Source organism: Streptomyces sp. XH2, assembly GCF_049725035.1.
GTDB lineage: Bacteria > Actinomycetota > Actinomycetes > Streptomycetales > Streptomycetaceae > Streptomyces > Streptomyces roseoverticillatus.
The window spans coordinates 137,485-158,565 of sequence record NZ_JBMMMZ010000015.1 but is presented as its reverse complement, the minus strand read 5'-3'; the positions used below and the strand labels follow the sequence as shown (position 1 = coordinate 158,565).

Genomic DNA, 21,081 nt, shown 5'->3' with positions numbered 1-21,081 from the left:
CGGCGATGGGGGTGTGTTGCCCGGCCCCGGCGGCGGGGGGTGCCGGGCATCCGGTAGTGAGGGCGCGGGCCCCGGGCCGCGTACTCAGATGCGATCTGAGTACCCCGGCGGTGGTCGTCCGCCCGGCCCGGCGGCGATCGTGGCGCGCATGGGAATCAAGATGAGCGCGCGGGAGATGGCCGCGGCGACGCCGGGGGCGCGGGATCGCGTCATCGATCTGTTGCGCGTGGCGTCCCTCGGGACCGTCGTGTTCGGGCACTGGCTCATGGCCGCCGTCACCGTGGACGACGACCGCCCCGCCGTCGGCAACCTGCTCGCGGTCGAGCCGAAGCTGCAGCTGCTGACCTGGTTCCTGCAGGTCATGCCGGTGTTCTTCTTCGTCGGCGGCTTCTCGCACGCCCTGTCGTACCGCTCGCTCACCCGCCGCACCGGCGCCCCCGCCTACGCGCTGTTCCTCCGCGCCCGCCTCCAGCGTCTCCTCCGCCCCACGATGCTGTTCGTCTCCGTGTGGGGCGCGGGCGCGCTCGCCGTGCAACTGGCCGGCGGGAACGGCGCCCTGACGGACGTCGCGGCCCGGCTCGTCGCCCAGCCGCTCTGGTTCATCGGCATCTACCTGGCCATGGTGGCCTTCACCCCGCCGCTCCTGCGCCTCCACGAGCGCTACGGCTGGGGCGCGTTCGCCGCCCTGGCGGCCGCGGCGGCGGCCGTCGACGTGCTGCGCTTCGCGGCCGGCGTCCCGTACGTGGAGTTCCTCAACTTCGCCTTCGTCTGGCTGGCGGTCCACCAGCTGGGTTTCCTCCGCGCGGACGGCCGCCTGCGCCGGCCCGCGGTCCTCGCCGGGGCCGGTCTCGCCGGAGCCGTCGCCCTCGTGGCCCTCGGCCCGTACCCGCTGTCCATGGTGGGCATGCCGGGCGAGAAGATCAGCAACATGGCGCCGCCCACCGCCGCCCTGCTCTGCCACGGCATGTGGCTGATCGGCGCGGTCGAGCTGCTGCGCGGCCCCATGGCCCGCGCGGTGGCCCGCCCCCGCGTCTGGCGCACGGTCGTCGCCGCGAACGGCGTCGCGATGACGGCGTTCCTGTGGCACCTCACGGCGATGCTGGGCGTGTACGGGGCGATGCTCGCGGCGCACGTGTCCCTGCCCGCGCCCGCGGGCGCGGCCTGGTGGCTGCAGGTCCCGCTCCGCATCGCGGCCGCGGCGGCCGTCACCGCGCTCCTCGTCGCGGTCTTCCGCAGGGCCGAGCAGCCGCCGGCACCCGCCCCGGCGGGGACGGCCGCAGCCCGCCGCGGCGCCGCGCCCGCCGCCGCGCTCGGCGTCACGCTCGCCCTCCTCGGCGTGCTCGGGCTGTCCATGGTGGGCTTCGCCGGGCTCCTGGAGGGGCACTCCGCGGTGCTCGTCGCGGTACGCGTCACCGCCCCCGTGACCGTCCTCATGTGCGCGGCGGGCTGGCTGCTCGTGGAGACGGCGGGGAGGCCCGTCCGGCCCGTGTGATCCGCGACATCGCGTGTCCCGTCCGTACGGGGTTAGCGTCCTGGTCCATGACCCCTTTGGTCGCCACGGCCGTCCTCATAGCCGCCATCACGCACGCCAGTTGGAACGCCGTCGCGCACGGCATCAAGGACCAGCTCCTCGCCTTCACCCTCGTCGGGGGCGGCGGGGCGCTGTGCGGGGTGGCGGCGGCGGGCTTCGTCCCCCTGCCGGCGGGCGCGGCCTGGCCGTACCTGCTGGGCTCCGCGGTCCTGCACATCGTCTACCAGATGCTGCTCATGCGGTCGTTCACGCTCGGCGACTTCGGGCAGATGTACCCGATCGCCCGCGGCACGGCCCCGCTCGCGGTCACCGTCCTGGCCGCCGTCTTCGCCGGCGAGACGCCCGGCGGCTGGCAGGCCGCGGGCGTCCTCGTGGCCTCGGCCGGGCTGGTCGGGCTCGCGCTCTGGGGGATCCGCGGCTCGGGGGCGCGGCCGCACTGGGCGGCCATCGCCGCGGCCGCGGCGACGGGTCTCGCGATCGCCGCGTACACGGTCGTGGACGGCCTCGGCGTCCGCGCCTCCGGGACGCCGCTCGGCTACATCGCGTGGCTGATGATCCTGGAGGGGGCGCCGATCCCGGTGTACGCGATGGTCACGCGGCGCGGCGGGTTCGCGGCGCAGATCAGGCCGTTCGCGGTGCGGGGGCTGCTGGGCGGGGTGCTGTCCGTGGCCGCGTACGGGCTGGTGCTGTGGGCGCAGACGCGCGCGGACCTCGCGCCCATCTCGGCGCTGCGGGAGTCGTCGATCCTGGTGGGGGCGGCGATCGGGGCGGTGTTCTTCAAGGAGCGGTTCGGGGCGCCGCGGGTGGCGGCGGCGGGGCTGATGGTCGCGGGGATCGGGATGATGCTGCACGCGGGGTGAGCGGGGTGACTGCCGTTCGGCGGGCCCGGTTCACCGCCTTCTGAGGATCTGTTTCAGGTCCGCGTTGCCGATGAGGATGCCGCCGTCCACGGGAAGGGTCACCCCCGTGATCCACGCGGCGTCGCGCGAGGCGAGGAAGGCGACGGCCGCCGCGATGTCCTCCGGCTCGCCGACCCTTCCCAGCGGGTACTGCCCGGCCGCCAGCTCCAGCGCGTCCGGCCGGTCGGCCCAGCCGGGCGTGCGGACCGTGCCCGGGGCGACGAGGTTGACCCGTACGCCGCGGGGCGCGCACTGCCCGGCCAGGGTGCGGGTCAGGCCCGCGAGGCCGGCCTTGGCGGCGCTGTAGGCGTGGGCGCCGTAGTCCCGCTCGCCGTTGACGGAGCCGACGCTGACGACGGCGCCGCGGCCGTCCGGAGCGGCGGCCAGGTGCGGCATGGCAGCCCGCACGCAGCGGAACGCGCCGGTGAGGGTGATGTCCAGGTCCCGCGACCAGGCGTCGTCGGTGACGTCCTCGACGAGCGGGGGGTCGGCGTGGAACGAGTACGCGTTGTTGACCAGGACGTCCAGCCCGCCGAACCGCTCGACGGCGCGCGCCACCGCCGCTTCGACGGCCGCCCGGTCGCCCACGTCGCACGCGTACGCCTCGGCGGTCAGGCCGTCCGCGCGCAGGCGGGCCGCGGTGTGCTCGGCGCGGTCGCCGTCGATGTCCGTGACGAGGACGCGGGCGCCCTCCGCGGCGAGGCGGTACGCGGTGGCGGCGCCGATGCCGCGGCCGGCGCCGGTGACGAGGGCGGCGTAACCGCCGAAACGGTGCGATGCCTGCATGGACCGATACCGTAGGCATCCACCGCCGACAGGGAAAGAGGACCGGACCGACGTGGACCACGGATCCGAAAGCACGCGCAGTGCGGTACGGCTGTTCCTGACCCGCTTCGGCGAGGGCGATCCGGAGCGGATCGCGGACCTGTTCGCGGAGACCGTCGACTGGATGATCGTCGGCGATCCGGCGGTCGTGCCGTGGGTACGGGCGCGCTCCACGCGGGCCGATGTCGCCGCGCACTTCCGGGAGCTCGCGGAGAACGTGGCCCAGGCGGACGGCTCGCCGGCCGTCGACGGGGTCCTGGCGGACGGGTGCGACGCGGTGGTGACGGGCGTCCTCCGCGCGACGATCCGCGCCACGGGGCTGCCCTTCCGGACGCCGTTCGCCCTCCGTCTCACCGTCGAGGGCGGTCTTCTGACGCGGTTTCATCTGTACGAGGACAGCTTGGCGGTCGCCCGCGCGGTCTGACCTCCCGGCCGGGGATGCGGGGCACCGGCCCGTTCCCCTTGCCGGGGAGCCCGGCAACCATCCCTCCGCTGCCACGGCGAACAACCACCACGGCACAGACCGGCGGTGCCCGCACCACCTCGCCCCTGAGCCCGGCACCACCGGACACGTCCGTACGGGCTGAGCACCGCCGCGGCGGAACGAACTGGCCGAGGCCGTCAGGCGGCTCAGATGGTGCCCCGGCCCGCACCCATTGCCGGGCCCGGCAACCATCCCCCGCCGCCACGGCGAACAACCACCACGGCACAGACCGGCGGTGCCCACACCACCTCGCCCCTGAGCCCGGCACCGCCGGACACCTCCGTGCGGGCTGAGCACCGCCGCGGCGGGAGGGAACGGCCGAGGGCGTCAGCCGGCTCAGGTGAGGGACCTGGCCCATCCCCGTTGACGGGTCCGGCAACAGACCCCCGCGGCGGCCGGGCGGCCCCGGGCGCGGCCGGTGGGTGGGCTACTGCTTGAGCGAGCGGGACAGTGCGCGGACCAGCGCCTGCGCCCGGGGGTCCGCCGTGACGTTCTTCTGCATGCCGTTCGTGACGTAGCCGAAGGACACGCCCGATTCCGGGTCCGCGAAGGCCAGGGAGCCGCCGCGGCCCGGGTGGCCGAAGGAGCCGGGGGCGAGGAGCGGGGAGGCCGGGCCGTGGAGCATGTAGCCGAGGCCGAAGCGGGTGTTGACGACGAGGACCTTGTCCGGGCCGGCGGACTCCTCCGTGCGGGCCAGCGTCAGCGTCGCGGGGGCGAAGAGGCGCCGCACGCCGTCCACGTCCCCGATGAGGGAGGCGTAGAAGCGGGCGAGCGCGTCCGCCGTCGCGATGCCCGCCGAGGCGGGCAGTTCGGCGGCGCGGTACGCCGGGTCGTTCTCGTCCGCCGCCGGGGAGATCGCGGCGAAGGCGCGCCGGGTCAGGGACTCCGGGTCGCCGTAGGCGTCCGTGACGGCCTGCTTGGGGCGGACGCGCAGCCCCGCCGAGGGCGCGGCGGCGGCCGGCGCCTCGATGTCCGCGATGCGGCCGGCCCGGCGCGCCTGCTCGGGCTCCGGCAGGCCGATCCACAGGTCCAGGCCGAGCGGCCCGGCTATCTCCTGGGCGATCCAGCGGCCGATGGACCGGCCGGTGATGCGCTCGACGAGTTCGCCGAGCAGCCAGCTGTACGTCTGCGCGTGGTAGCCGTGCGCCGTGCCCGGCTCCCACGCGGGGGCCTGGGCGGCGACGGCCGCGGGGCCGCTGACGCCGTCGATCGCCTGCGCCGGGGTCAGGGGTGCGTCGAGCGCGGGCAGGCCGGCGCGGTGCGAGAGGAGGTGCCGGACGAGGACGCGTTCCTTGCCGGCGGCCTTGAACTCGGGCCAGTACGTGCCGACGGGCGCGTCCAGGTCGACCTGGCCGCGCTGGTGCAGGAGCAGCAGGACGGCCGCGGCGACGCCCTTCGTGGCGGAGCGGACGATCTGCGCGGTGCCGCGCTGCCACGGCTCCTCGCCGCCGTCGGCGTCGCGCACGCCGCCCCACAGGTCGACGACCTTGCGCCCGTCGCGGTAGACGGCGACCGCCGCGCCCCGCTCGCCGCGCCGGGCGAAGTTCTCCGCGAAGGCGTCCCGGACCGGTTCGAAACCGTCCGTCACCGTGCCCTGGACGTCCACCACTGTTGCCTGCTCCTGTGCCGATTGCCGCAAATTCCTCCACCATGGTGCAACGTGTTCGTCAATGCGCGTAGACCGGGGTGGAGGGACCCGTCACCTCCCGGCGCCGCGCGCGGCTAAGCACCCACCGTGTTCGGCCGTACGGTGCGCGGGTCGAAGCCGAACGGCAGCTCCAGTCGGTGCGCCCGCATGAGGTTCTCGTCACACAGCAGGTCGCGGGTCGGGCCGTCGGCCGTGATCACGCCCTCGCTGAGGACGACGGAGCGCTCGCAGAGCTCCAGGGCGTACGGCAGGTCGTGCGTGACCATGAGGACCGTCACGTCCAGGGAGCGCAGGATGTCCGCGAGCTCGCGGCGGGAGGCCGGGTCGAGGTTGGAGGACGGCTCGTCCAGGACGAGGATCTCCGGCTCCATGGCGAGGACGGTCGCCACGGCGACGCGGCGGCGCTGCCCGAAGGAGAGGTGGTGCGGCGGGCGGTCCGCGTAGCCGGCCATGCCGACCCGCGCGAGGGCCTTGTCCACGCATGCTGCAAGCGGAGCGCCGCGCAGGCCCGCCGCGGCCGGGCCGAACGCGACGTCCTCGCGGACGGTCGGCATGAACAGCTGGTCGTCGGGGTCCTGGAAGACGATGCCGACGCGGCGGCGGACCTCGGCGAGGTTCCGCTTCTCGACGGGCAGGCCCGCGACGCGGACCGTGCCGAGGCCGCCGCCGAGGATGCCGTTGAGGTGGAGGACGAGGGTCGTCTTGCCGGCGCCGTTCGGGCCGAGCAGCGCGACGCGCTCCCCGCGGGCGACCTCCAGGTCGACGCCGAAGAGGGCCTGGTGGCCGTCGGGGTAGGCGTAGGCGAGGCCGGACACGTCGAGGGAGGGCGTCCGCGTGGGGGCTGCGGTCGTGTCGGGGTCGGCTGCGGTCATGTCAGGGTCCATCCGGTCAGGCAGACCGCGAGTGCGGCCAGCGGCAGTGCTGCGGCGTACGTCCACTGCGTACGGGTCGCGGGCGTGTCGTCGGTCACCGGCATCGTGCCGGTGTAGCCCCGGCTGACCATCGCCAGGTGGACGCGCTCGCCGCGCTCGTAGGAGCGGATGAACAGCGCGCCCGCGGACTTGGCCAGCACGCCCCAGTGGCGCACGCCGCGGGCGGTGAAGCCGCGGGACTCGCGGGCGATGCGCATGCGGCGCATCTCGTCGGTCACCACGTCCCCGTAGCGGATCATGAACGAGGCGATCTGGACGAGCAGCGGGGGCATGCGGAGGCGCTGCAGGCCGAGGAGCAGCGAGCGGAGCTCCGTCGTCGAGGCGAGCACGACGGAGGCGGCGACGCCGAGGGTGCCCTTGGCCAGGACGTTCCAGGCGCCCCAGAGGCCGGGTTCGCTGACCGTCAGCCCGCCGGGGAGGTGGACGGGCTCGCCCGGCACGACGAACGGCATGAGCAGCGCGAACGCCACGAACGGGATCTCGATCAGCAGGCGCCGGAGGAGGAACGCGGCGGGGATGCGGGCCGCGGCCGCCGCGGCGGCGATCAGCAGGGCGTACAGGGCGAACGCCCAGACCGCCTCGCGCGGGGTCGCCACGACGGTGAGGACGAACGCGAGGACGGCCACGATCTTGCAGTGCGGGGGGAGGGAGTGCACGGGGGTGCGGGCGTGGCGGTAGAGCTTGTGGGCGTGGCCGGAGGACATGTCAGGTGGCTGCCGTCTCGGACTCGGATTCGGATTCGGATTCGGATTCGGCGGAAGCGTTGCGCCTCCGGCGGAGGACGACGAAGACGCCGGTGCCGGCGGCCAGAGTGGCGCCGACGCCGATCACTCCGGCCAGGCCGCCGGAGAGGCGCTCGTCGGAGACGTCCTTGACCTGGTAGTCGGCCAGGGGGGAGTCCTTGGCGGCGTGCGCTTCTTCCTTGCTGTCGATGCCCTTGTCGTGGGCGACCTTTTCGAGGCCGTCGGGGCTGGCGGAGGCGTAGTAGCTGAGCCCGCCGGCGCACACGAGGGCGGCGGCGACACCGACGAGCCAGAGCCGCTTGGCGCTGCGGGGGGCGCCCGGGGCGCCTCCTTCCGCCGCGACGGCGCCCGGCTCCCGCGCCCCTGTCCGGCGATGCCGGTCCCCACTCGGCCCGTCCGGCACCGCCGGGCCACGCCGCTCAGGCTGATCGCCGTCGCGGCGAGGGGAGATCGCCGGGCTCCCCGGCACGGCGGGGGTCGCTGCGGCGGTCGTGCGGAGTTCCAGAGGCCTCAGAAGATCCCTCGCCCCGTGCACCAGGTCCGGGCGGACCGCTGCCACCGCGGTCACCGTCAGTGCGGTGATCGCCGCCTCGCCGAGGCCGATCAGGACGTGGACGCCGGTCATGGCCGTGAACACCTGACCCACCGGGACGTCCGTCGTCCCGCCGAGCGCGTAGATCAAGGTGAAGGCGGCCGCCGCGGCCGGGACGGAGACGAAGGCCGCCACGAAGGACGCCGCGCTCAGGCCCGTACGGCCCCGCGGCAGCAGCCGCAGCAGCAGGCGGAAGACCGCGTACGCGACCACCGTCGTGACGATGCCCATGTCGGTGATGTTGACGCCGAGCGCGGTGAGCCCGCCGTCCGCGAAGAGGACGCCCTGCATGAGCAGGACGACGGATATGCAGAGCACTCCGGTGTACGGGCCGACGAGTATCGCCGCGAGCGCGCCGCCCAGCAGGTGCCCGCTGGTGCCCGCCGCGACGGGGAAGTTCAGCATCTGGACGGCGAAGACGAACGCCGCGACGAGGCCGGCGAGGGGCGCGGCCTTGTCGTCCAGTTCGCGCCGGGCGCCGCGCAGGCTCACGGCGACGGCCGCCGCGGCGACGGCCGCCGTGGCGGCGGAGACCGGCGCGTCGATGAATCCGTCGGGTACGTGCATGGCGTCGCCCCTCGCTTCTCTTCCTGCCCGCGACGCTTCCCGGCCCGCGGCGCTTCCCGGCCCGCAACGGGCCGCTCGATGATAGGGGCTCTCTGCGAATCATTCGCAAGAGCTTGCGTCACGCGGCTGCGCGCCCCTCGCCCCTCCGCGCGCCTCCCCCGGTGGCGGCCCCGGCACCCGCCGCACACGCTGGGCGTATGACCACGGCCGCACCCCCCGTGCTCAGCCGCCGCCGCACGAACCTGGTCTTCGTCACGATCGTGCTCGGCATGCTGCTCGCGGCCCTCGACCAGACGATCGTCTCGACCGCGCTGCCGACGATCGTCGCGGACCTCGGCGGCGGCGGGCACATGGCCTGGGTGGTCACGGCGTACCTGCTGGCGGAGACCGTCGCGACCGTCCTCGTCGGCAAGTTCGGCGACCTCTTCGGCCGGAAGGTCGTCTTCCAGCTCAGCGCGGTGGTCTTCACGGCCGGTTCGGTCTTCGCGGGCGCCGCGGGCTCCATGGCGATGCTGATCGCGGCGCGCGCCGTGCAGGGCGCGGGCGGCGGCGGGCTGATGGTCACCGCCATGGCGCTGATCGCGGACGTGATCCCGCTGCGCGAGCGCGGCAAGTACCAGGGCGCGCTGGGCGCGGTCTTCGGCGTGACGACGGTCGTCGGGCCGACCCTGGGCGGCGTCTTCACCGACCACGCGACGTGGCGGTGGTGCTTCTACGTGAACGTGCCCGTCGCCGTCGTCATGGTCGTCATGGCGGCCCGTACGATTCCCGTCGTCCGCTCGGCCGTGCGGCCCGTGATCGACTACCTGGGCATCGCCCTGGTCGCGGCCGGCTCCTCCGCGCTCGTCCTGGGCCTGGAGTGGGGCGGCAACACGTACGCGTGGAGCTCGGCGGTCATCGTCGGCCTCTTCGCGGGCGCGATCGTCCTGCTGACGGCCTTCGTCCTGGTGGAGCTGCGGGCGAAGGAGCCCATGCTCCCCATGCACCTCTTCCGCAACCCCGTCTTCACCGTCTGCTCCCTCCTCAGCTTCATCGTCGGCTTCGCGATGCTGGGCGCGCTCACGTACCTGCCGACGTACCTGCAGTACGTGGACGGGGTGTCGGCGACGATGTCGGGCGTGCGGGCGCTGCCGATGGTCGCCGGGCTGCTGGGCGCGTCCATGCTCTCGGGCGTCGTCGTCAGCCGCACCGGCCGCTACCGGTGGTTCCCCGTCGCCGGCATGGCGGTCATGGCGCTGGGGCTGTACCTGATGTCGACGATGGGCGCGTCGACGGGGGCGTGGCTGGAGTCCCTGTACATGTTCGTGCTGGGCGCCGGCATCGGGCTGGCCATGCAGGTGCTGACGATCGCCGTGCAGAACACCGTCCCGTACCACGAGCTGGGCACGGCCACCTCCGGCGTCACCTTCTTCCGCACACTCGGCAGCTCCTTCGGCACGGCCATCTTCGGCACGCTCTACGCGGGCCGGCTGAAGCCGGAGCTGGCGGAGGCGCTGCTGCGCTCGCCCGGCGTGCCGCCGTCCGCCGTGATCAGCCCGCAGCGGCTGGCCGCGCTGCCGCCCGCGCAGGCCCGGCCGGTCGTCGACGCCTACGCGCACACCGTGAACTACGTCTTCCTGTGGGTCGTGCCGGTGGCGCTGGCGGGCTTCGTCGCGGCGTGGTTCCTCAAGGAGGTGCCGCTGCGCGACAGCGCGCGGGCCGGGGCGGCCGACATGGGCGAGGGCTTCGCGGCGCCGGACTCGGCGGAGGCGGAGCGGCAGCTGGAGCGGGCGGTGGCGAGTGTCATGCGCAAGGCCGGGGGGCCGGTGGGCCGGCAGGTGCTGGCGGAGTCGGGCAGTCCGCTCGATCCGGCGGAGGCGTGGACGCTGGGCCAGATCCACTGGCGGCTGCGCGTCCGCGGCGAGGCGACGCTGTCCTCGGTGGCGGCCGCGCACCGGATGCCGCCGGAGGCGCTGGAGCCGGTGTTCGTACGGACGGCGGGGGCGGGGTACGCGCGGGTGGACGGCGACCTGCTGACGCTCACGCCCACGGGCGAGGCGGAGATCGAGCGGCTGGAGGCGACCTGGCGCTCGTGGCTGGCCGCCCGGCTGGGTGACTGGGACGCGGGCGACCCGGAGGACCGGGCCCGGCTCGACCGCGCGCTGGACGCGCTGGCGGCCCGGCTGCTGGAGGAGGCGGAGGAGGAAGAGGAACGGATCCCGGTGTGACGGATCCCGGTGATCCTGGTGTGACGGCCCCGCCGCCGCACAGGCGGTGAAGGCCCGTGGGTGGGCAGGTGGCGGCCCCGGGAAAGGGGGATCCCCCCGGGGCCGCTCCCGCGGGTCGCCCGTGCAGGGGCGGTGGCCCGGCCTGGAGGCGCGCACGCGACCGCGTGCGCCGGACCCCGACACGCACCCCCGTGGCGCATCGCGGTCCGAGCCGCTTGGGACCCCAGCCTCTTACGGAGGCGAATGATCCACTAGTGGCATCTTCAGGGGCAGGCATGGCTAGATGGCTCCCGTGGAGACCGGAGATCTTGTCAGGGAGCTGCGCACGGCGCGCGGATGGAGCCAGGGCCGGCTCGCGGCGGAGGTCAACGAAGCGTGCGGCACCGCGCTGACCCGGGAGTACGTGAGCGGCTGGGAGCGGGGCAAGGTCCGGCCCGGACCGTTCTACCTGCGCGCCCTCGCCGAGGTGTTCGACGTGCCGCGGGCCGCGCTGGACGCCGGGCGCGCCGGTGGCCGGGCAGGCGTCCGGGCCGGCGGGGCCGCGGGCGGCCGGGCCCCCGCGGCGACGGCCGCCGCGCTCGCCCCCGCCGTCACCTCCGACCTCCTCGGCCTGGGCTTCGCCGCCCGGCTGGGCGGCGGCCCCTCGGCCGACGACTGGGAGGCGCGGCTGGCCGCGTACGGCACCGACTACATGTCCTCGCCGGCCGCCGACCTCCAGCGGCGGGTCGCCGAGGACCTCGTCGTCGTCCAGCAGCAGCTGGACGAACCGGCGATGTGGTCGGCGGCGGCCCGGCTGATGACGATGTACGCGACGACGTTCTCGCGGCAGGAGTGCGCACGGAGCATCCACTGGTTCCGGACGGCCGCGGAGGCGGCTGACCGTTCGGGGGACGTGGGCGTACGGGTGTGGGTGCGCGGCCGGGGCGCCCTCGCCCTCGGCTACGGCGGCACGGCCACAGGGCTGGCCGACCTGCTGGCCGACCAGGCCCTCGCCCTCACGGACAAGCCGTCCGTGGGCCTGCTGCACGCCGCGCTCGGCAAGGCGTACGCGGCGGCCCTGCGCGGCGACCGGGAGGCGGCCCTGCGCCTCGCCGACCGGGCGCGGCGGATCTTCGACGCCGCGTACGACCCGTCGGCGCAGCTCAGCGACTACAGCATTCCGGCCTGGCGCATGAACGGCTTCCTGTCGCTGCTGTCGGCGCGGCTGGGCGACGAGAAGCAGGCCACGAAGGCCCGGGAGGAGGCCCTGTGCGAACTCCCGGAACGGCTGCCGCGCTTCGTCACGCACCTGGAGCTGCACAAGGGGCTCACTCTCGTCCGCTCGGGTGACCGCGAGGGCGGGCTGGAGTGTGCGCGGGCGGCGCTCGACGCGCTGCCGGAGGAGAGGTGGTGCGGGACGCTGCAGATGCTGATGGCGGAGATCGCGGCGTGACTGCGGCGTGAGCGCGGCCCTGCCCGGGGGCGCGACCGCCCTCGTACGACCACCCTCTTACACAGATGGGTGAATTAGTCATAATATATGCAGTTTTGGTGGTCTCCTGGTCAATTCTCCTGACGGCTACATCGGCCACATCGGCACCCGCAGCAGCCACGAGGAGATGCGTCATGCGCCGGTTCAGACGCCTGGGAATCGCCTTCGCCACCGCCGCCGCCGTCCTTCCGGCGGCCCTCCCCGGTAACGCGGCCCGGGCCACTCCCCCGCCGCCCGAACCCACCACACCGCAGGCCGGACTCCACCGGGCCCCGGTGGACTACGACGAGAACGAATGCGAAGGGGCCACGGCGGAGGAGGGGGACGTCTACGCACCCCCCAAGACCGACACCACGACGGGCCCGGCCCCGCACCACCGCAGCCTCCCCGTGAAGTGGCCCCGGCACATCCCGGACGTCAAGGAAGCCGTGCGCATGCTGGACGAGCTGAAGGTCAGGCCGTTCAGCAGCAAGGGCTACAAGCGCAAGTACTTCGGCTCCACCTGCTGGGTACGGCACGGCATCGACCAGTGCACCACGCGGGAGACCGCCCTCAGGCTCCAGTCCGTCGTCCCCGTGAGGCTCGAAGGCCGCTGCAAGGTCGTCGGCGGCCGCTGGCACAGCGAGTACGACAACCGGGACATGGCCGACCCGGCGCACGTCGACATCGACCACATCGTGCCGCTGCGGCACGCGTGGGGATCCGGGGCGCGCCACTGGACGGACAGGAAGCGGCGGGAGTTCGCCAACGACCTGACCGCCGCGCCGCAGCTGATCGCCGTGTCCACCTGGGCCAACCGGCGCAAGATGGACAACGGCCCGGACCGGTGGCTGCCGGTGGCCGGCGCCGAGTGCAACTACAGCGAGGCGTGGATCGGGGTGAAGGACTACTACGGGCTGTCCGTCACCTCCGCGGAGAAGGAGAAGCTGCAGCAGGTCCTGTCCGGCTGCAAGTCCTGACCCCCGCACGGCCTCGGGGCGGGGGGGCGGGCGGGGCCCCCGCCCGCCGGGGGGGGGGGCGCCGGCCGGGCCCCCGGCCCCGTGGCGGGGCGCGCCCCGCTACAGCGCCGCCCGGCTCCCCGTGCTCACCGGCGCCGTCGCCGTCGCCGCGCGCTGAGCGGCGTCCGCGACCTGCGCCGCCGTCAGGACGTAGCCCGTCCCCGTGTCGGACGTGGAGCGGGCGAAGACGACGCCGTAGACCCGCCCGGAGGGGGTCAGGAGCGGGCCGCCCGAGTTGCCCGGGCGGATCGTGGACCGCACGGAGTACACCTCGCGGGTCGTCACGCCGTCGCCGTAGATGTCCTGGCCCTTCGCGCGGATCTCATTGGCGACCGTGGCCGCGCGGATGTCCAGGCCGCCGTTCTCCGGGAAGCCCGCGACGATCGCCGCGTCGCCGCGCTTGGCGCCCTTGTCGAACGGCAGGACGGGAGCCCGCAGGCCCGGGACGTCCAGGACGGCGACGTCCGTGCGCGGGTCGAAGAGCACGACCTTCGCCTGGTACGCCTTGCCGACGCCGCCGACGCGCACGGTGGGGGTCCGCACCCCCGCCACGACGTGGGCGTTCGTCATCACGTGCTGCGCGGCGTAGACGAAGCCGCTGCCCTCCTGGCCGCGGCGGCCCTCGCCCGTGTCGGAGACGCCCTCGACCTTGACCACGCTCTCGCGGGCGACGCGCTTCGCGGCCGGCGTGACGGTGTCGCCGGACGGCTCCGGGACGCTCGTCGCCGGCTCGTTCTCGAACGGGTTGAACACCTGCGGGAAGCCCGCGCCGGTCAGGGCGTCCGTGGTGCGGCTGAACCAGGTGGGGGCCTGCTCCGGCATCGCCTTCTGCACGGCCCCGAGGAGGGTGGAGTCCCTGATCTGACGGGACAGGAGCGGCGAGTTCGCCGAGACGAGCACGCTCGCCGCGACCCAGGCCACGAGGAGCACGGCCAGGGAGTTCACGGCGGCGCCGCCGATCCCGTCCACGCCCCGGACCGGGGCCCACGTGAGCCTGCGGCGCAGGCCGTAGGCGAGCCGGCCGGCCAGGGCGTGCCCGATGCCGGCCGGGACGAGGACCACGAGGACGGCGACCACGGCCGCGGCGGCCGTCCCCGCCTCGAACGGCTCCAGGGCGAACGGCAGGGCCCACACGCCGAGGACGGCTCCGCCGAGGAAGCCGGCGAGCAGCACGACGCTCGCCACGAGGCCCCGGCGGAAGCCGGAGACGGCGTAGCCGAGCACGACGAGCAACAGCAGCAGATCGAGCAGGTTCAACGTGGAGCCCTTTCCTTCGCGCGCGCCCCCGACCGCGACCGCGGGTCGTCGACCCGTGGACTTCAAGAAACGCCGGCATGGCGGGGGGTGGTTCCCCATCCGGGCGAATTCATGGCGTACGACACGTTGCGGCCGGGGCGCGCACGTACGACTACGCGCGGTTCGGCACCGCCGGGCGCGCCGGCTGTGGCTGGGCGCCGCGGCGGCGGAAGAAAAGCGGGGCGCTGCCCCGGGCCCCGGTGGGGGCCCGGGGGCTTGCCCCCGGGGAAACGGTGAAAGGGCGGGTCAGGGGCCCCTCCCCCGCCGCCACGGCGATCAGCCGAACCGGCGCGGCCCGGCGGTGCCGGGCCCACCCGCAGGGGTGAGCCGCACCGCCGGGCCGCGCCCGCGAAGAGCCGAGGTCAGGCCTTGACCAGCTCCCGGTCCTCGTCCGCGTCCGGCGCCTTCGGCGCCCCCGGCTCGGCGAGCCGCTTCTGGAGCCCCTCGCCCTCGACGTCCACGTTCGGCAGGACCTTCGCCAGCCACCCCGGCAGCCACCACGCCGACTTCCCGAGCAGGGCGAGCACCGCCGGCACGATGGCCATGCGGACGACGAACGCGTCGAAGAAGACGGCGATGGCCAGGCCGAAGCCGATCATCTTGATCATCTGCTCGGAGGAGCCGATGAAGCCGGCGAAGACGCTGATCATGATGATGGCCGCGGCCGTCACCACGCGCGCACCGTGCTTGAAGCCGGTCACGACGGCCTGTCCGGGCCGCTCGCCGTGGACGAACGCCTCCCGCATCCGGGTGACGAGGAAGACCTCGTAGTCCATGGCGAGGCCGAAGACGACGCCCACCATGAAGATCGGCATCATCGACATGATCGGGCCGGTCTCCTCGACGCCGAAGAGCGAACCGAGCCAGCCCCACTGGAAGACCGCCACGACGGCGCCGAGCGCGGCGACGACCGACAGCAGGAAGCCGAGCGCGGCCTTCAGCGGCACGAGCACCGAGCGGAAGACGACCATCAGCAGCAGGAAGGCGAGGCCGACGACGAGTGCCAGGTAGGGCAGCAGGGCGTCGTTGAGCTTCTGCGAGACGTCGATGTTCATCGCCGTGGCGCCGGTGACGAGCACCTCCGCGCCCGTGTCGGCCTTGAGCGGGCCGCCCTCGGCGCGGATCGCGTGGACCAGGTCCTCGGTGTCCGTGCTGGTGGGCTTGGACTTGGGGACGACGGTGAGCATGGCCGTGTCACCGGCCGGGTTGAAGTGCGCCGGGGTCACGGTGGCGACGTTGTCCAGGCCCTTCAGCTTGTCGCCGACCTTCTGGACCGCGCCCTTGGGGTCCTTGGCGTCCGCCACGTCGGTGATGACCATGAGCGGGCCGTTGAAGCCGGGGCCGAAGCCCTCGGACAGCAGGTCGTACGCCTTGCGCTGCGTGCTGCTCTTGGACGCCGCGCCGTCGTCCGGAAGGCCCAGCTCCAGGGAGGCGGCGGGCACGGCGACGGCGCCCAGGCCCAGCACACCGGCGACGAGCACGAGCACGGGCTTGCGCAGCACGAAGCGGGCCCAGCGGGTGCCCATGTTCGGCTTGCCGGCGCCCTCGGCGCCCGGCTTCGCCTTGCGGACCTTGCGGGCCAGGACCTGCTTGCCGGCGAAGCCGAGCAGGGCGGGGATGAGGGACAGCGCGATCAGCACCGCGATGGTGACCGTGCCCGCCGCGGCCATGCCCATCTTCGTCAGCATGGGGATGTTGACGACCATGAGGCCGGCCAGCGCGATGACGACGGTGAGGCCCGCGAAGACCACCGCCGAACCGGCGGTGCCGACGGCCCGTCCGGCCGCCTCCTCGCGCTCGCGGCCCTCGGCCAGCTCCGCGCGGTAGCGGGAGACGATGAACAGCGCGTAGTCGATGCCGACCGCGAGGCCGATCATCATGGCGAGCGTGGAGGTGTTGGTGGAGAGGTCCAGCAGGGGCGCGAGCGCCGCGATGGACGAGACGCCGATGCCGACGCCGATGATGGCCGTCAGGAGCGGCAGGCCCGCGGCGACCAGCGAGCCGAAGGTGATCAGCAGGACGACCGCGGAGACGGCGATGCCGATGGCCTCGGAGCCGCCCTCGGGCATCTCCTGCAGGACGCTGCCGCCGACCTCGACGGTCAGCCCGGCGTCGCGGCCGTGCTGGGCGGCCTCCTTGAGCTCGCTGCGCGAGTCCTCGGTCAGGTCCATGGACTTGACCTTGTACGCGGCGGAGGCGTAGCCGGTGGTGCCGGCCGGGTTGACGGTCTTCGCCGTGAACGGGTCGGCCGCGGCGGCCACCTGCGAGCTGTGCTTGAGCTCGCCGATGACCTTCTCGACGGCCGCCTTGTTCTTCGGGTCGGTGAGCTTCTGGCCCTCCGGGGCCTTGAAGACGACGCGGGCGGACGCGTTCTGCTCGTTGTTGCCCGGGAAGCGCTTCTCCAGGAGGTCGAAGGCGCGCTGCGCCTCCGTGCCCGGTATGGAGAAGTCGTTGTTGGAGGACTTGGACGCGGTGGCGGCGCCGGCCCCGGCGAGGACCAGCAGCAGCACCCATATGAGGGCGAAGTACCAGCGCCGCCGGTAGGCGAGCCGGCCGAGTCTGTAGAGGAACGTGGCCACGAGGAGTGGTGCTCCCGTCGGATCAGTGGATGAACAAGGGCATGGGGAAGCAGCCCGACGACGAGAGCGGCACGTCACGTGGGCAGTGTGGGGGAGGTGATCTGTGGGGGTCAGGCGCCGAGGGCGGGGAGGACCACGGCGTCGATGTAGCGGGACAGGTACGCGGTGTCCGCGGTCTTGTCCTCGATCAGGGAGCGGGCGATGAACGCGCCCAGCATCATGTGCGGGACGAAGTCGAGCGCGGGATTGTCCGCGGCCACCTCGCCCCGGTCGACCGCGCGGCGCAGCATGGCGCGGAGCCCTTCGTGCTCCGGCCGGATCAGCAGGTCGCGCAGTGCTTGATGCAGGTCGGGGTTGGTGTGGATCGCGTGCCCGAGGCCGCGCATAAGGGCGGCGTCGCGCGCCATCTGTTCATCGTCCACCTCGCACGCCATCTTGCGGAGGTCACCGCGCAGGGAGCCGGTGTCGATGTCCGCCAGCTTGACCGGCTTCTGGTGCCGCAGCGCGCTCGCGACCAGCTCGGGCTTGCCCTTCCACTGGCGGTAGAGGGTGGCCTTGCTGGCGTGCGTGCGGGCGGCGACGCCGTCCATGGTCAGGCCGTCGTAGCCGACCTCGCGCAGGATCGCGAGGACCGCCTCGTAGAGCTCGGCCTCGCGCTCGGGGGTGAGCCGGGTGCGGCGCGCCGCGGGCTCGGTCGGATCCGTGGACACGGCCACCTCCCTGGGTCCACTCCCGTACGAAACGGTTTCGTACACCTGGAAGCGTACGACGGTGCGGGATCGAAACGGCGCCGTTTCGCCAGTGTTCTCCGTCACGGCCGGTTACCGCCCCGGTCCCGGGCGACCGAGTTGCCGCGCCTCCCGGGGGCCGAAACGATGGTGGAGTGAGTGATTCTTACCTGAGATTTCCTCATCTCCATGGTGATCTCTTCTGCTTCACCGCGGAGGACGACCTGTGGCTGGCCCCCCTGGAGCCGGGGGCGTCCGGCGGCCGGGCCTGGCGGCTGACCGTCGACCGCACCCGCGTCGGCCATCCCCGCTTCTCCCCCGACGGCCGCCACATCGCCTACACGAACTGGCGCAGCCTCGACCCCGAGATCCACCTGGCCCCGGTCGACGGCGGACCCGCCCGCCGGCTCACCTACTGGGGCAGCACCGACGCCCGCGTCTGCGGCTGGGCCCCCTCGGACCGCAACGGCGGCCACGACGTCCTCGCCGTCTCCTCGCACGGCCAGCCGTTCTCGTACTTCTCGTGGGCCTACCGGGTGCCGACCGAGGGCGGTCCGGGCCTGCGGCTGCCGTGGGGCCCGGTGTCCGACATCGCGATCGGCGAGGCCGGCGGCGAGCACCGCACGCTGCTGCTGGCCGGCAAGCCGCCGCACGAGCCCGCCGCCTGGAAGCGCTACCGCGGCGGGGCCACGGGCCGGCTGTGGCTGCTGGGCGCGAAGGAGCGGCGGCTGGTGCCGGAGATCGGCGGCCACCTCGACTCGGTGATGTTCGCGGGCGGCCGGATCGTCTTCCTCTCCGACCACGAGGGCGTCGGCAACCTCTACTCCTGCCTGCCCGACGGCTCGCAGCTGCGCCGCCACACCGACCACGACGACTTCTACGCCCGGCACGCCTCGACCGACGGCGAGCGCGTCGTCTACCAGTGCGCGGGCGAGCTGTGGCTGGTGGACGACCTCGGCCCGGAGGGGAAGCCGCGCCGCCTGGAGGTGACGCTGGGCGGGCCGCGCGCCGGGCGCCGCCCGTACCAGGTGCAGGCCGCCTCCAACATCGATGGCGTGAGCGTGGACACGACGGGCCGGGCGAGCGCCGTCCAAGTGCGCGGCAGCCTCTACTGGCTCACCCACCGCGACGGCCCCGCCCGCACCATCGCCGACACCCCGGGTGTGCGGGTGCGGCTGCCGGAGATGCTCGGCGCGTCCGGGCAGGTGGCCTACGTGACGGACGCGGAGGGCGAGGACGCGATCGAGATCGCCCAGCTGCCGCGGGCGGCGGGCCCGGCCGAGCCGCGGCGGCTGGCCGCCGGGAAGATCGGCCGGGTGCACGAGACCCTGGCCTCTCCCGACGGCGAGCGGCTGGCCCTGGCCACGCACGACGGGCGGCTGCTGCTCGTGGACACCTCGGCCGAGGGCGAGGGCACGGGATCGGGATCGGGCGAGGCCACAGGCTCCGGCTCCTCCGGCTCCGGCGAGGGCACAGGACCGGACGAGAGCGCGGGATCCGCCGAAGGCGCCGGACCGGACGGCGGCGGAGCCCAAGAGGTGAGCGAGCTGATCCGGTCGGCCAACGGGCCGGTGCGCGACCTCGCCTTCTCCCCCGACTCGGAGTGGCTGGCCTGGTCCCACCCCGGCATCGGCCGCTCCCTGCGCCAGATCAAGATCGCGCGGCTCAAGGACCGCCTGATCGTCGACGTGACCAACGGGCGCTTCGAGGACGAGCAGCCGGTCTTCACCCGCGACGGCCGCTATCTGGCCTTCCTCTCCTGGCGCGGCTTCGACCCGGTCTACGACGTGCACACCGGCGACCTGTCCTTCCCGCTGGGCTGCCGCCCCTACCTCGTCCCGCTGTCCTCGGCGACGCCCTCGCCGTTCGCGCTGTCCGCCGAGGGCCGGCCCGCGGCCGGCGGCCTGGACCTGGAGGACACCGGCGCCGGGCCGACGCTGATCGAGGCGGAGGGGCTGGAGAGCCGGGTGACGCCCTTCCCCGTGGCCGCCTCGAAGTACTCGTCGCTGCGCCCGGTCAGCGGCGGCGGCCTGGTGTGGCTGCGCTGGCCGATCTCCGGGGCGCTCGGCGAGACCTTCGCCAACCCCGCCGACGTCTCCGGCAAGCCCACCCTGGAGCACTTCGACCTCACCAAGGCCAAGCGCACCGAACTCACCAGCTCCCTCGACTGGTTCGCGGTCAGCGGCGACGGCACCCGCCTCGTCGTCAACGACGACGGCGAGCTGCGGGCCGTCCCCGCCACGGACACCCCCGACCCCGAGTCGACGGTCTTCATCGACATGCGGCGCATCAAGCACGACGTCGACCCCGCCGCCGAGTGGCGGCAGGCCTACGAGGAGGCCGGGCGGATCGTCCGCGCGTACTTCTGGGAGCCGGGCATGTGCGGCATCGACTGGGACGCGGTGCTCGCCCAGTACCGACCCCTGGTCGGCCGGGTCGCCACCCCCGACGACTTCGCCGACCTGCTGCGCGAGGTCCTCGGCGAGCTGGGCACCTCGCACGCCTACGTCGCCCCCGCCCGCCGCAACGAGGGCCCGCCGCACTACCAGCGCGCCATCGGCCTGCTCGGCGCCAACCTCACGCACCGGAAGGACGGCTCCTGGACGGTCCGGCGCATCCTGCCCGGCGACTCCTCCGACTCCAAGGCCCGCTCCCCGCTGGCCGGTTCGGGCATCCGCGAGGGCGCGGCCCTCACGCACGTCGACGGCCGGCCCGTCGACCCGGTCGCGGGCCCGTACCCGCTGCTCGCGGCGGCGGGCGGGACCACCGTGGAGCTCACCTTCCGCTCCCCCGAGCCGGAAGGGCACGCGCGCCGCGTCGCCGTCGTCCCGCTCGTCGACGAGCGCCCGCTGCGCTACCAGGACTGGGTGGCCAAGCGCCGCGCGGTGGTCCGCGAGCTCAGCGGCGGCAAGTGCGGCTACCTGCACATCCCCGACATGGGCGGCTCGGGCTGGGCCCAGTTCAACCGCGACCTGCGCATGGAGATGTCCCGCCCCGCCCTGATCGTCGACGTGCGCGGCAACGCGGGCGGCAACATCAGCGAGCTGGTCGTGGAGAAGCTCACCCGCACCATCATCGGCTGGGACCTCACGCGCGACGCCCAGCCCGTGTCGTACGCGAGCAACGCCCCGCGCGGGCCGGTCGTCGCCATCGCGGACGAGATGACCTCCTCCGACGGCGACATGATCACCGCCGCGTTCAAGCTGCAGGGCATCGGCCCGGTCGTGGGCCTGCGCACCTGGGGCGGCGTGGTCGGGATGACCGGCCGGCACCGGCTCGGGGACGGCACGTCGATCACGGTGCCGATGAACGCGGCGTGGTTCGACGCGTACGGCTGGACGATCGAGAACCGCGGCGTCGAACCCGACGTCGAGATCGACCGCACGCCGCTGGACTGGGCCGAGGGCCGGCACAAGCAGCTGGACGACGCGGTGCAGATCGCGCTCGACCTGCTGGATCGGCACGGCGCGGCGCAGCCGCCGGACTACTCGGGGGCGCCGGACCTGCGGCGGCCGAAGCTGCCGCCGCGGAGCTGAGCGCAGCAGCAGAGGCGCACCCCTTGCGGGGTGCGCCTCTGCTCG

At 74.1% G+C, this 21,081-nt stretch carries 15 protein-coding genes; 7 read left to right on the top strand and 8 right to left on the bottom strand.

Features of this window, described 5'->3' with window-relative positions; all coding sequences use genetic code 11:
- Nucleotides 1-148: 148 nt before the first annotated feature.
- Nucleotides 149-1,492, top strand: a complete 1,344-nt coding sequence (locus ACOTKD_RS29525) for an acyltransferase family protein (RefSeq protein ID WP_424892038.1) — start codon at nucleotides 149-151, stop codon at nucleotides 1,490-1,492.
- Between the two features lie 47 nt (nucleotides 1,493-1,539).
- Entirely contained in the window at nucleotides 1,540-2,391 is an 852-nt protein-coding gene (locus tag ACOTKD_RS29520; RefSeq protein ID WP_424892037.1) for an EamA family transporter, read from the top strand.
- Nucleotides 2,392-2,421: 30 nt separating this feature from the next.
- On the opposite strand, the gene ACOTKD_RS29515 is transcribed toward ACOTKD_RS29520, so the two are convergent.
- The gene (locus ACOTKD_RS29515; RefSeq protein ID WP_424892036.1) at nucleotides 2,422-3,216 is read right to left on the bottom strand and encodes an SDR family NAD(P)-dependent oxidoreductase; all 795 of its coding nucleotides are present in this window, start codon (nucleotides 3,214-3,216) and stop codon (nucleotides 2,422-2,424) included.
- 52 nt (nucleotides 3,217-3,268) lie between these two features.
- Between ACOTKD_RS29515 and ACOTKD_RS29510 the strand changes: the two genes are divergently transcribed.
- Nucleotides 3,269-3,679 carry a nuclear transport factor 2 family protein gene (locus tag ACOTKD_RS29510; RefSeq protein ID WP_424892035.1) on the top strand — a complete coding sequence of 137 codons (411 nt, stop codon included), beginning with the start codon at nucleotides 3,269-3,271 and terminating at the stop codon, nucleotides 3,677-3,679.
- Between the two features lie 487 nt (nucleotides 3,680-4,166).
- Here the strand turns inward: ACOTKD_RS29510 and ACOTKD_RS29505 are convergent, their stop codons facing one another.
- The 4 genes from ACOTKD_RS29505 to ACOTKD_RS29490 all read right to left on the bottom strand — a co-directional run bounded on the left by ACOTKD_RS29505 (nucleotide 4,167) and on the right by ACOTKD_RS29490 (nucleotide 8,221).
- Nucleotides 4,167-5,348 (bottom strand): serine hydrolase domain-containing protein, encoded by a 1,182-nt coding sequence (locus tag ACOTKD_RS29505; RefSeq protein ID WP_424892034.1) that lies wholly within the window; start codon nucleotides 5,346-5,348, stop codon nucleotides 4,167-4,169.
- Between the two features lie 113 nt (nucleotides 5,349-5,461).
- The gene (locus tag ACOTKD_RS29500; RefSeq protein ID WP_424892033.1) at nucleotides 5,462-6,259 is read right to left on the bottom strand and encodes an energy-coupling factor ABC transporter ATP-binding protein; all 798 of its coding nucleotides are present in this window, start codon (nucleotides 6,257-6,259) and stop codon (nucleotides 5,462-5,464) included.
- Nucleotides 6,256-7,023, bottom strand: coding sequence for a cobalt ECF transporter T component CbiQ (gene cbiQ, locus ACOTKD_RS29495; protein ID WP_424892032.1), 768 nt, complete (start codon nucleotides 7,021-7,023; stop codon nucleotides 6,256-6,258). The genes ACOTKD_RS29500 and cbiQ overlap by 4 nt, the downstream gene beginning before the upstream one ends.
- A gap of 1 nt (nucleotide 7,024) precedes the next feature.
- Nucleotides 7,025-8,221 (bottom strand): energy-coupling factor ABC transporter permease, encoded by a 1,197-nt coding sequence (locus ACOTKD_RS29490; RefSeq protein WP_424892031.1) that lies wholly within the window; start codon nucleotides 8,219-8,221, stop codon nucleotides 7,025-7,027.
- A 197-nt stretch (nucleotides 8,222-8,418) separates the two neighbouring features.
- On the opposite strand from ACOTKD_RS29490, the gene ACOTKD_RS29485 reads away from it, so the two are divergent.
- The 3 genes from ACOTKD_RS29485 to ACOTKD_RS29475 all read left to right on the top strand — a co-directional run bounded on the left by ACOTKD_RS29485 (nucleotide 8,419) and on the right by ACOTKD_RS29475 (nucleotide 12,858).
- Nucleotides 8,419-10,428 carry an MDR family MFS transporter gene (locus tag ACOTKD_RS29485; protein WP_424892030.1) on the top strand — a complete coding sequence of 670 codons (2,010 nt, stop codon included), beginning with the start codon at nucleotides 8,419-8,421 and terminating at the stop codon, nucleotides 10,426-10,428.
- Between the two features lie 283 nt (nucleotides 10,429-10,711).
- Complete coding sequence (locus ACOTKD_RS29480; RefSeq protein ID WP_424892029.1) at nucleotides 10,712-11,860, top strand: helix-turn-helix domain-containing protein; 1,149 nt, start codon at nucleotides 10,712-10,714, stop codon at nucleotides 11,858-11,860.
- A gap of 173 nt (nucleotides 11,861-12,033) precedes the next feature.
- The gene (locus ACOTKD_RS29475; RefSeq protein ID WP_424892028.1) at nucleotides 12,034-12,858 is read left to right on the top strand and encodes an HNH endonuclease family protein; all 825 of its coding nucleotides are present in this window, start codon (nucleotides 12,034-12,036) and stop codon (nucleotides 12,856-12,858) included.
- Between the two features lie 99 nt (nucleotides 12,859-12,957).
- Here the strand turns inward: ACOTKD_RS29475 and ACOTKD_RS29470 are convergent, their stop codons facing one another.
- From ACOTKD_RS29470 to ACOTKD_RS29460, 3 genes are all read right to left on the bottom strand, one after another.
- A complete protein-coding gene (locus ACOTKD_RS29470) occupies nucleotides 12,958-14,154 on the bottom strand; it encodes a MarP family serine protease (protein WP_424892027.1) in 1,197 nt (398 codons plus the stop codon).
- 401 nt (nucleotides 14,155-14,555) lie between these two features.
- Complete coding sequence (locus tag ACOTKD_RS29465) at nucleotides 14,556-16,772, bottom strand: MMPL family transporter (protein WP_424892026.1); 2,217 nt, start codon at nucleotides 16,770-16,772, stop codon at nucleotides 14,556-14,558.
- A gap of 110 nt (nucleotides 16,773-16,882) precedes the next feature.
- Nucleotides 16,883-17,482, bottom strand: a complete 600-nt coding sequence (locus tag ACOTKD_RS29460; protein WP_424892025.1) for a TetR/AcrR family transcriptional regulator — start codon at nucleotides 17,480-17,482, stop codon at nucleotides 16,883-16,885.
- Nucleotides 17,483-17,655: 173 nt separating this feature from the next.
- Between ACOTKD_RS29460 and ACOTKD_RS29455 the strand changes: the two genes are divergently transcribed.
- Nucleotides 17,656-21,036, top strand: coding sequence for a S41 family peptidase (locus ACOTKD_RS29455; protein ID WP_424892024.1), 3,381 nt, complete (start codon nucleotides 17,656-17,658; stop codon nucleotides 21,034-21,036).
- The last annotated feature ends 45 nt before the right edge of the window (nucleotides 21,037-21,081 follow it).

Bases quoted from the DNA above. Each gene is read 5' to 3' on its own strand.
- ACOTKD_RS29525 (WP_424892038.1), top strand. From the start codon at position 149: ATGGGAATCAAGATGAGCGCGCGGGAGATGGCCGCGGCGACGCCGGGG.
- ACOTKD_RS29520 (WP_424892037.1), top strand. From the start codon at position 1,540: ATGACCCCTTTGGTCGCCACGGCCGTCCTCATAGCCGCCATCACGCAC.
- ACOTKD_RS29515 (WP_424892036.1), bottom strand. From the start codon at position 3,216: ATGCAGGCATCGCACCGTTTCGGCGGTTACGCCGCCCTCGTCACCGGC.
- ACOTKD_RS29500 (WP_424892033.1), bottom strand. From the start codon at position 6,259: ATGACCGCAGCCGACCCCGACACGACCGCAGCCCCCACGCGGACGCCC.
- cbiQ (WP_424892032.1), bottom strand. From the start codon at position 7,023: ATGTCCTCCGGCCACGCCCACAAGCTCTACCGCCACGCCCGCACCCCC.
- ACOTKD_RS29490 (WP_424892031.1), bottom strand. From the start codon at position 8,221: ATGCACGTACCCGACGGATTCATCGACGCGCCGGTCTCCGCCGCCACG.
- ACOTKD_RS29485 (WP_424892030.1), top strand. From the start codon at position 8,419: ATGACCACGGCCGCACCCCCCGTGCTCAGCCGCCGCCGCACGAACCTG.
- ACOTKD_RS29480 (WP_424892029.1), top strand. From the start codon at position 10,712: ATGGCTCCCGTGGAGACCGGAGATCTTGTCAGGGAGCTGCGCACGGCG.
- ACOTKD_RS29475 (WP_424892028.1), top strand. From the start codon at position 12,034: ATGCGCCGGTTCAGACGCCTGGGAATCGCCTTCGCCACCGCCGCCGCC.